The sequence below is a fragment of the Vibrio nigripulchritudo ATCC 27043 genome (assembly GCF_000222685.1).
In the GTDB taxonomy this organism is placed as follows: domain Bacteria; phylum Pseudomonadota; class Gammaproteobacteria; order Enterobacterales; family Vibrionaceae; genus Vibrio; species Vibrio nigripulchritudo.
In genome coordinates this window covers 1-11003 of the sequence record NZ_AFWJ01000059.1, presented here as the reverse complement: position 1 = coordinate 11003, position 11003 = coordinate 1, and the positions used below count along the sequence as shown (strand labels likewise).

8 protein-coding genes and 1 pseudogene are annotated in these 11003 nt (G+C 46.7%); 4 read left to right on the top strand and 5 right to left on the bottom strand.

Features of this window, described 5'->3' with window-relative positions; translation table 11 throughout:
* Window positions 1-184 (bottom strand): annotated as a pseudogene (locus RH89_RS07135) (lipid ABC transporter permease/ATP-binding protein); the annotation flags it as partial.
* Between the two features lie 28 nt (window positions 185-212).
* A complete protein-coding gene (locus tag RH89_RS07130; RefSeq protein WP_038145208.1) occupies window positions 213-2471 on the bottom strand; it encodes a DNA internalization-related competence protein ComEC/Rec2 in 2259 nt (752 codons plus the stop codon).
* Between the two features lie 5 nt (window positions 2472-2476).
* On the opposite strand from RH89_RS07130, the gene RH89_RS07125 reads away from it, so the two are divergent.
* Window positions 2477-3001 carry a DUF2062 domain-containing protein gene (locus tag RH89_RS07125; RefSeq protein ID WP_004400631.1) on the top strand — a complete coding sequence of 175 codons (525 nt, stop codon included), beginning with the start codon at window positions 2477-2479 and terminating at the stop codon, window positions 2999-3001.
* 145 nt (window positions 3002-3146) lie between these two features.
* Here the strand turns inward: RH89_RS07125 and lolE are convergent, their stop codons facing one another.
* The 3 genes from lolE to lolC are packed head-to-tail and all read right to left on the bottom strand — an operon-like array spanning window position 3147 to window position 6299.
* Window positions 3147-4388: a lipoprotein-releasing ABC transporter permease subunit LolE gene (lolE, locus tag RH89_RS07120; RefSeq protein ID WP_004400630.1), complete on the bottom strand. Its 1242-nt coding sequence runs from the start codon at window positions 4386-4388 to the stop codon at window positions 3147-3149.
* Window positions 4389-4399: 11 nt separating this feature from the next.
* Entirely contained in the window at window positions 4400-5098 is a 699-nt protein-coding gene (gene lolD, locus RH89_RS07115) for a lipoprotein-releasing ABC transporter ATP-binding protein LolD (protein ID WP_004400629.1), read from the bottom strand.
* On the bottom strand, window positions 5091-6299 hold the full coding sequence (lolC, locus tag RH89_RS07110) for a lipoprotein-releasing ABC transporter permease subunit LolC (protein ID WP_022550212.1): 1209 nt from the start codon (window positions 6297-6299) through the stop codon (window positions 5091-5093). The genes lolD and lolC overlap by 8 nt, the downstream gene beginning before the upstream one ends.
* A gap of 178 nt (window positions 6300-6477) precedes the next feature.
* Here lolC and RH89_RS07105 point away from each other — a divergent pair, with 178 nt between their 5' ends.
* The 3 genes from RH89_RS07105 to RH89_RS07095 form a co-directional block, all read left to right on the top strand.
* Window positions 6478-7047, top strand: coding sequence for a PilZ domain-containing protein (locus RH89_RS07105; RefSeq protein ID WP_004400627.1), 570 nt, complete (start codon window positions 6478-6480; stop codon window positions 7045-7047).
* 4 nt (window positions 7048-7051) lie between these two features.
* A complete protein-coding gene (gene mfd / locus RH89_RS07100; protein ID WP_004400626.1) occupies window positions 7052-10510 on the top strand; it encodes a transcription-repair coupling factor in 3459 nt (1152 codons plus the stop codon).
* An 80-nt stretch (window positions 10511-10590) separates the two neighbouring features.
* Window positions 10591-11003, top strand: a 413-nt coding sequence (locus RH89_RS07095) for a CsiV family protein (protein ID WP_004400625.1), incomplete at its 3' end; no start/stop codon positions are given.

The following is an 11003-nucleotide window of genomic DNA, read 5'->3' as shown; positions in this document are numbered from 1 at the left end:
CAGAATCTGCACTGCCAAAGCCTTCGTCTAGCAAAGGTTTAAGCAGAGAAATCATATAAGTGTCACTTAGGGCGTTAACAACCAGTGCTATCGCCGCTATGACTAGGCCAATTTTGTAGTTTGAAATGTAAGGCCAAAGGCGCTTAAACGTCTGAAAGGTCGATTGATCGGATTCTTGCGACATAAGAAAATTGTTTTTCAAAAAATTCCGCTCATTCTACTCCTTTCCTTACGATCTGCCTATACCAGCGAGCGGATTGTTCTTGCCTAACTGATTGTACATACCAGTGGTTTTCATCAAACAGGATAGATATTTGCCCTTGCTCTCCCGTATCCAACCACTTTGCTCCAACCTCGCTATAAGCGCTCAGTACTGCAGGAGCGGGAAGATTCCAGCGATTTCCTTTGGCAAGAGAAGCAATAGCGAGGTCTGGGCTGACGTATTGGACAAACTTCGATTTGGATGAAGTAGAGGAACCATGATGAGGAACAATTATGACGTCCGACTTAAGCTTTGCCCCTTCATTCGCCAGCAAATATTCACTGATAGCATCAATGTCTCCGGTCAAAAGAACAGAATGACTTCCATCACTCACTCTGATTACACAAGAATGGGGATTGTATGCCCGATTCACTATTTTGGGTGGCCAAAGTGCTTCAAATTTCAAACCCTGCCAGTTCCAGTTCTCCCCTTTAATGCATGGTTGATAGTTAGGCAGGCTTTGGCTTGAGCGTGACCATTCGGGATGCAGGTGAGTTTCAACGAACTTCCTGCCACCAGCATGATCAGAGTCCAGATGGCTGAGAATCAGCCCATCCAGTTTGGATATTCCACGATTAACAAGAATCGGATACACCACACTTTGCGCATAACTGCCACCTTGCCAACCAACACCCGTGTCATAGAGTACAGCTTTGTTATTTTTTTCAATCAAAATCGCAAGACCATGCCCCACATCCAATACGTCTAATTGCCAGTTTGGCTCTGGTTTGCTGGGGAATAACCAGAGTAATGCGACAGGCAATAACAACATAGGATTTAAGCTTCTGAGTAGATAACTTATGAATGCTAGAACCAGACCAACAACGATTATCGCCGTATACATTGGGGAAACACTTATCCAACCCGCCGAGCCTATATCCAAAACCCAAAGAACAGGAGCGAGAGATTTATCAGCTAACCCCCAGAATAGAGAAGCGAAATGCTCGCTTATTGGCGTAAAAGCAAGTGCAACAGAAATCAAAGGCAGTGTGACAAAACCAACCAGAGGCACAAATACCAAGTTGTAGAGTGGCGACAAATAACTGAACCCGGAAAAGAACAGCATAGATATGGGAATGAGCGTCACCAACAACCAAATCTGCATTCCGATAAGCAGCCGCAGTTTATGAACCCAAGAGTAAGCTCGGCGTTTCTGTAGCCCCAGAAACAAAAAGATCACGACCACAGCAGCAAAGGATAACCAGAAACTGGCGGTCAGCACCGAAAATGGCTCTAGCGCGAGTATCACACTGCACACTATGAGCAGAATCTTCCAGCGTCCAAAATGCACGCCTAATGCTTGTATCAGAGAAACGCTCAGGCAAGCCAAAAGCGCTCGTTGAGTTGGAAGTGAAAAGCCGGCGAGTGCTGCATATCCCACAGCAAAAAGCAGCGCCATACAGATAGGGTTCCAGGCTTTCGAACTTCCTGGAATAAAGATGGAGATGCAACGACCAACAACCCAGCCGAAACCGAAGACTAAACCAATATGAAGACCTGAAATAGCCATTAAATGAAGCAAGCCGCTGCGTTGCAAATTGACCCAATCTGAAGCCTTCAGAAAACTGCGTTCACCAAAACTTAATGCAATAACAAACCTCTGTGATTCCAGTCCAGAGGTGTACATTAAGCTGTGGTCAAACAGATGCTGCCGCAAACTTGGTATTTTTCGGTGCATGACAACCGCATTGATAACAGCCTTACCGTGCCAGCCTTCACTAACAAACTGTTTTTCCTGATCAAACCCCGCCTCATTGAGACGACCATAGACAGGTTTAATAACAACTTCGAGAGTCAGCTCATCATTAATTTCCGGTCGATTTTCTGTCTGAGACCACACAATTCGCACTTTAGGCTGAAGAAAATAGGGAATTTCCCGGTCGTTAATTTGATGGACGACAAAAGTCGCTACATAACCATGGCTAATTTGTTTAAAAAGGCTGTCAATTCGGCCAGTTATGGTACTATTCTGACCCTCAGAAAAAAGCACACGTTGCTGTGATTGATAGAGGGTGGAATGGACAACCACAATTATCAATCCTAGCAATACGCCTTTGAGGCAAGCAGTACCTGACCTGTTCCAGATAAGCAAGCATAGGATAATTGCGGGAACAAGCCAGAAAGCACCCGGCATGGTCGTCCAAAGTGCAGACGAAGCCACTGCTGCCGTGAATGAAATTAATGTCCAGTTAGAAAAGTGAGTCTTCATATCCTATGCCAAAAAAAATGATCCGACGCTTCTTACCCGATCACGATTTAATCAAGCGTCAAAAAGCACTTAAAATATTTGGCAACGTCCTTTATAACCCTAACTTATGGTGTCTCAACCGACGCTCTGCTGCTGGCGCATTTGCCGTTGGCTTATTCATGGCTTTTGTTCCTCTTCCCAGCCAGATGATCATGGCTGCGGGTTTAGCCATTGCGTGTGGGGTCAATCTTCCTCTTTCTGTTGCGCTGGTCTGGGTGAGTAACCCTATTACCATGCCCGTGTTGTTCTACTTTGCATATAAGGTCGGGGCACTGGTAATGTCTACCCCACCTCAGAAATTCCACTTCGAGCTGTCTTGGGACTTTATAGTGGAACAGATGTCGACCATCGGTCCCCCGTTTCTGCTCGGCTGTGCCATCTGTGGTGTCGCAAGTGCCATGCTCGGTTATTTCGGCATTCGCGGTTTATGGCGCTATTCCGTGGTCAGAAGCTGGCAAAAACGCGGGCTTCGCCTTCGTTTGAGAAGATAAGAGAATTCAAATGGAATGAAAATGAGCGAGCCGATAGCTTACGAGTGATATGGAATCACAATGTAACTGAGCTGTTTCTCATATTGATCAAAAAGACCCCAATTATGGGGTCTTTTACGTTTAAAGCAGTTTATTAGAAAAGAAGTTACTTACCACTTAATACACTTGCTGGGTGGGTATTGCTGGCTCGTGATGCTGGGTACAAAGTCGCGAGTAAGCTCAAGAATACGGCTGTACCGGACACAATGACAACGTCTTGCCAAATAATTTCGGATGGCAAGAAATCAATAAAGTAAATGTCGCCAGACAAGAATTGATGACCTACAAGCGATTCCAGACCTTTTATCAGAGTCGTCAGATTACTCGCAACAAACAACCCAAGCATGCTTCCTGCCAAACTTCCGGTAACACCAGAAAAGACGCCTTGCCATATGAACGTACGGCGAATTAGACCGTCGCTCGCTCCCATGGTTTTTAGAATAGCGATTTCCGACAACCTGTCTTTTACCGCCATCATCAAAGTCGACACAATGTTAAAGCAGGCTACACCTATTACCAGCACCATAACAAGGTACATGATGGTACGAACCAACTGAATATCGCGATACAGAAATCCGAATTTATGCTGCCAGCTTCTTAGGAATACAGACACAGACAACGTATCCCCTACCTCTCGGACAATGGACTGAGCTTCAAACACGTTTGTGGTCTTGATGGAAACACCCGTGACACTTTCACCTATGTTGGCGTAGGTTTGAGCATCAGCTAACGGTAATAACACCAAACCATGATCAATTTGACCGCCAAGGCTAAGAAAACCAATCACATTTAATCGAACTCTTTTGGGCGCACGTACTTTCAGCGAATTGTTTGCCTGAGGAATAAGCAGAGTAATGCCCTCTCCTACTTTCACGCCCAAGTGGTCGGCAATGCCTTTTCCGAGGATGACCTGGTTATTCCCAGGTTGAAACTCTTCCCAAGCATCCTGGTCGATAAATTCGACCAGATTAGACACGCGTTTTTCAAGCTCAGTATCAACGCCTCGAATTTCAACCGCTTTCAGAATGGCGCCTTTTTCAGCTAGGCCCGTCAATTTCACGTATGGTGCTGCAGCAATCACTTTGTCGCTTTTCTCAGCGTCGGTTACCACTCGCTCCCAATTTTTGATTGGCCCTCTTGCACCTTCAAATTCACCATGAGCAATGACTGAAAGCACACGATTTTCTAGTTCTCGCTCAAAGCCATTCATCGCTGAAAGCCCAATCAAGACAACAGCCACCCCAACGGCAATACCTATGGTTGAAGAGAGAGAAATAAAGGACACCAGCTTGTTGCGTTTTTTGGCGCGGCTGAATCGGCTACCTAATAGTAAGGAAAGTGAAAACATGATTCTCCGCCTTATCGCGCTGAACGCACTTCATGTTCATCCACCAGCAAACCATCTTGCATATGAAGTTTGCGATCCATTTTGTCTGCCAGTTCGTTGTCGTGAGTCACCACCAAAAATGCCGTACCAGACTCCTTATTCAGCTCTCGCATCAAATCGTAAATCGCCAAAGCGGAGGTGTGGTCCAGATTACCCGTAGGCTCATCAGCCAACACTAGGGAAGGCTCATTCACCAACGCGCGTGCAATCGCTACTCGCTGTCTTTCACCGCCAGACAACTCTGCTGGTCGGTGTTCAAGACGATGCTCTAATCCAACCTTGGCAAGTAATGTTTTTGCCGCACTTTTGGCTTTTGCCGGGCTTTGACCACCAATCATCAACGGCATTGCAACGTTTTCTAATGCGGTAAAGTCCGCCAGAAGGTGATGAAACTGATAAACAAACCCTATTTCCTGATTTCGCAGCTTGGCTTGCTGACTGCTATTCAGTGCCGCCAATTCCTTTGACTGAAAGGAAACCTTCCCCTGCGTCGGCTCATCGAGAGCACCCAATACATGCAAGAGCGTGCTCTTTCCTGAGCCGGAAGAACCAACAATGGAAACCAGTTCTCCTGCCCTCAGGGAAAAACTCACACCTTTTAACACTTCGGTTTCAAAATTGCCTTCGCGATAGGTTTTACAAACAGAATCACAAAGTAATAAATCACTCATATCGAAGCGCCTCAGCTGGTTTTACGGACGAAGCCCGGTAGGATGGATAAAGCGTTGCTAAGATACTTAAAGCAACCGCCAGAGAAATAATGATGAATACTTGCGTAGGGTCAATAAGCACAGGCAACTTCCCTCCTACTGCAAACAAATTCAGGTTGAAAAGTTGCAACAGGCTGTTGATGTTGGAAGCCAGCAACACGCCCACCAGACCACCCACAATCGAGCCAATCACTCCGCTACTTGCTCCCTGAACCACAAATACCGTCATAACCTGAGAATTGGTTAGCCCCTGAGTTTTCAGGATGGCGACTTCAGCCTGTTTCTCCATGACCACCATTATCAGCGCCGAAATAATATTAAACGCGGCGACGCCAACGATAAGCCCAAGCATAAGACCCATCATGTTTTTTTCCATTTTAACTGCCTGAAACAGCTCACCTCGCTGTTCGCGCCAGTCGCTCCATTTCCAGTTTTCAGGAAGCGGCTTTGTTGCCATTTCTGACACAACAAACGGGTCATCAAACGTCAAACGCCAGCCGGATACCGTCCCTTTCGGGTATCTCAGTAACCTTGAAGCATCTTGTATATTGGTCACCATTAGCTGTGAATCGATATCAGAACCAGTGTTAAACACACCTGCAACGGTAAAGTTACGCTGGCTTGGTATGCGACCTAATGGTGTGAATCGACTCGCGCCAGTTACCATAATCCGTACTTTGTCACCCACTCGCGCTTTAAGCTGTCTGGCGAGTGTATGACCCAGAACGACCCTGTACTTTCCTGCCTCCAAAGCTTGAAGGCTCCCACCCAGCAGATGTTTACCCACTGGATCATTTAGCGTAGGGTCGATGCCCAGTAGCATTCCGGCGTTTAATCGGACCGGGCTTTGAATAACCGCTTCAGACCGAACTATCGGGGTTGGCTTTGTGGAAGTAGGGTATTGAGAGAGAAACTCAGGGAGCTCAGCGCTGAGTTGGGTTTTACCCGAATCTTCACTGACGACTGCATTAGGCAACACCCCAAGGATGCGTCCTTTGAGTTGCCCTTCAAATCCATTCATGACAGAAGTTACGGTTATCATAGCCATCACACCAATGGTGATGCCCGCCGTAGACATGAACGAGACAAACCGGCTAAAACGATCTCCTGACCTTCCGCGTAAATAGCGCAATCCGATATAAACCGATATGGGATGGAACATATAGAAAGAACCTTGATAAATCACTGGTCGGTAATGTAACGAGAAAGCCACTGATTTAGTAGTCTTTACTTAAGGCTGGGCTCTTAAAATGACGAAAAAAATACATATAACGGCAGATTTCTTGATTCATGCGCTTACATGACGATAATCAATAGAATAGAAAGAAGGGAATTGCAGTATGAGCCAACAAGAGTATTTTACCGTTCAACATGGACTGACCGTTAATATCGAGCCGCTTGAATCCGATTTTGAGCTGCCGGATAACGAGCAATTTGTCACTGAAATCCCTGCCCCATTTTTGGTCGCTACCGAGTTCAGTTCTCTGGATAGCGTGACTGAAAAAGCGATCGGGGAATTAAGAAGCAGCGACCTTTCGCACGTGGTCCAGTTGCTGGAAACCCAAAACAGCAAGTTGAACCTTTTGCTTACGTATATGCTCTCTCAGCAGAATGATCCGGCTTTTAGCAACACTACGTCTTCCTTTGGTGCCAGCCAGTTTACTTACACAGCGAAAAGCGCCCTTGCTATTGGTCAAACCGTTCGTACAAAAATCTTTCTCGAATTTCCAGCCGCAGCCATTTACTGTTACGGCAAAGTTTCTGAGTGTGAAGGGGATGACCAATCCTATAAAATCACGATATCATTTACTCTATTGCGCGAAGAAGATCAGGATTTGCTGATCAAAGCCGCGCTTCACCAACAACAAAAATTACTAAGACAACGTTCATTGGAACGCGATCGTAAATAACGTTATGCCTAATTCACATCTTCTTTCTCTGGCGCTGCCTGGCGGCGCGGGAGATAAAAAGCACGTCGGTAATCTAAAAGGCTCGGCTTTATCTGTTGCCATTGCTCAGTTGTCTGAGCAACACAGTGGGCACACACTCCTTATTGTCCCCGATCCTCAGCTTGCGCTCAAGCTTACGGCTGAAGTTGAACAGTTTACCCAACAACCCGTGCATATGTTCCCAGATTGGGAAACTCTGCCTTACGATAACTTTTCTCCTCATCAGGACATTATTTCTGATCGAATTTCAACACTGTATCAGCTGCCAACTCAAAGTAACGGCATTACCGTGATACCGGTAAGCACCTTGCTTCAGCGTCAGTCACCACGTGACTTTTTGATGCAGCATACCCTGATGGTTAAAAACGGAGACCGCTATTCGCTGGAGGCACTTCGTCTGCAACTGGAGAAGTCGGGCTATCGACACGTCGATCAAGTGTTCGGACCGGGTGAATACGCCAGTCGGGGCTCCATCATTGATTTGTACCCGATGGGCAGCAGCGATCCTTATCGTATCGATTTCTTTGATGATGAAATTGACAGCATCCGCACCTTCGATCCGGAAAATCAGCGTTCCATCGACGACATTCCGGAAATTCGTCTGCTTCCTGCTCACGAGTTTCCAACAACAGATCAGGCTATTGAAGACTTCCGCGGACGTTGGAGACAAAAGTTCGAAGCAAGACGCGAACCCGAATCCATCTATATGCAGATCAGCAAAGGAACCTGGCCGGCAGGTATTGAATACTGGCAGCCTCTTTTCTTTGAGCACACAGAAACCTTGTTCGACTATCTGCCTGATAACACGCTGCTCATCTCTGTTGGCAATTTGGAAAATGCCATCGACACTTTCCTTGGCGACGTTGATTACCGATTCGACCAACGCAAGGTTGATCCACTGCGCCCGCTACTTGAGCCTGAACTACTGTGGCTCAAGAAGGACGAACTCTTTTCACACTTCAAATCACTTCCACAAAGCCTGTTAAGCGCAGAAGAAGTCGCTAATAAAGGCGGAAGAAGTAACGAAAAGATTGTAGCTCTGCCAGATTTGCATGTTCAGCATCAGAACAAAGAGCCAATGGCAGCATTGAGGCAGTTTGTAGAGCAGTTCAGCGGGAAAATCGTATTCTCAGTTGAATCAGAAGGTCGCCGCGAAGCATTATTAGAATTACTTCAGCGAATCAAACTCAAGCCTGTAGAGTGCACGAGTTTGAATGATGCTCTCGCTGCCGATACCAAGATCAATCTGATTCTTGGCGCGGCGGAGCATGGTTTTATTTACGAACCATCCCAAATAGCACTGATCTGTGAGAGCGACTTGCTCGGCGATCGGGTGATTCAAAGACGTAAAAAAGATCGAAAAGCCGTTAATTCGGATACGGTGATTCGTCATCTGGCCGAGCTAAAACCCGGTCAGCCAGTCGTTCACCTAGATCATGGTATTGGGCGATACACCGGTCTTCAGACATTAGAAGCAGGTGGAATGCCCACCGAATATGTGACCTTGGAATACCAGGATGGTGCCAAACTTTACGTGCCCGTTTCTTCACTGAACCTGATCAGCCGCTATTCTGGAGGCGCAGAAGACAGCGCACCACTGCACAAACTCGGTGGCGAAGCCTGGGCAAAAGCAAGACGCAGAGCCGCTGAAAAAGTTCGTGACGTCGCAGCCGAGCTGCTCGATGTTTACGCAAAACGCGAACTCAAGCCAGGTTTTAAATTCAAACTGGACCGTGAAGAATACGCGACATTTAAATCTACCTTTCCTTTTGAAGAAACCGATGATCAAGCCATGGCGATCAACGCGGTGCTTTCAGACATGTGTCAGCCAAAAGCAATGGACAGACTGGTTTGTGGTGATGTGGGCTTTGGTAAAACAGAAGTAGCAATGCGTGCCGCGTTTGTTGCCACTGACAACAGCAAACAGGTCGCGGTTTTGGTTCCCACCACCCTACTGGCCCAGCAGCACTTTGAAAACTTTCGAGATCGCTTTGCCAACTTACCGATTCGGGTTGAGGTTCTTTCTCGATTTAAATCGGCAAAAGAACAGAAGCAAATTCTTGCGGATGTGGAAGAAGGCAAAGTCGACATCATCATCGGAACGCACAAACTGCTTCAAAATGACATTAAATTCAAAGATCTTGGTCTGCTCATCGTAGACGAAGAACACCGATTTGGCGTTCGTCAGAAAGAAAAAGTGAAAGCCATGCGTGCGGATGTGGATATCCTCACTCTTACCGCCACTCCGATTCCTCGAACCCTGAATATGGCGATGAGTGGAATGCGTGATTTGTCGATCATTGCGACTCCACCAGCAAGGCGTTTAGCCATCAAAACCTTTGTCCGTCAGAGCGAAGACAGCGTCACCCGTGAAGCGGTACTTCGTGAAATCATGCGTGGCGGACAGGTTTACTTCCTACATAATCAGGTTGAAACCATTGAAAAAGTGGCGGCGGATCTGGAAAAACTGATCCCGGAAGCCCGTGTAACAGTGGCACATGGTCAAATGCGCGAGCGAGAGCTTGAGCGCATCATGAACGATTTCTACCATCAACGTTTCAACCTGCTGGTGTGTACCACGATTATCGAAACGGGCATCGATGTCCCGACCGCAAATACCATCATTATGGACAGAGCCGACAACCTTGGTCTGGCTCAGTTGCATCAGTTACGTGGACGTGTGGGTCGTTCTCATCATCAGGCATACGCTTACCTGTTAACACCTCACCCGAAAGCGATGACTAAAGACGCTATCAAACGTTTAGATGCGATTGCATCACTGGAAGATCTGGGGGCTGGCTTCACGCTGGCAACTCACGATCTGGAAATTCGTGGTGCAGGTGAATTACTAGGTGATGAGCAAAGTGGTCAGATTCAGTCTGTTGGCTTTACGCTCTATATGGAAATGCTAGAACAAGCAGTTGAAGCGTTGAAAGAAGGGAAAGAGCCGTCTCTCGATGAACTGCTTCGTGACCAGACAGAAGTTGAGCTTAGATTGCCTGCCTTGCTCCCTGACGACTATATTCCAGACATCAATACGCGTCTTTCTATGTACAAGCGCATTGCCAGCGTCAGCAATGAAAACGAACTGGCAGAAATGAAAGTGGAACTTATTGATCGCTTTGGAACCTTACCTGATGCCGCTAAGAATTTACTGGCGGTCAGCGAGGTCAAACAAAAAGCCGGAACTATGCATATCAAGAAAATCGAGGCACATGCTAAAGGAGGATTTATAGAATTTTATCCTACCGCTGACATAAACCCTGCGTTTCTTGTTAAATTGCTGCAATCGGCGCCGCAAAAATATGGCTTGGAAGGTCCAACCAAGTTGAAGTTTGCGCTACCATTAACCGATCGTCGGGAAAGAGTGCGTTTTATTAACGACTTACTTCAACAGTTTGCAGAGAATCGCCTGCCAAGTTAATCAGGAATTTGGTACGCTTACCGGACGCGTGTTTTAAGCAAAAGAGCGGTGAGTCGCCGCTCTTTCTATACGGAGCAACAATGAAAAAACTGATCCCCTTACTGCTATGCCTGTTTTCATTTGAATCACTGGCAGCCCGACAGTTTGATATAGAAGTCATTTTCTTCAAGCGAGCAGTGGATCCTGAAACCATTAACGAATCCTGGCCAAATCAAAACCCAGAAATTAATCTGGAACGTACGTTCTCTTTCCAGGACTCTGAGGGTATGAGACTAAAAGGAGCTGCGTTGCTACCACGTTCTAGCTACCAGTTGAACGCCCAGTACAACGCATTAAAAAAACACGCTGCGTTTACACCACTTATGCATGTTGCATGGAGGCAGGGTGACCGTGGTAGCCACAGTGCCCCAGTGTTTCGAATTAATGCAGGTAAAGACTACTCGAAGCAGTTTGATGAAACAGGCAGAGCACGCGCTGAAAATCAGCTAGTGGC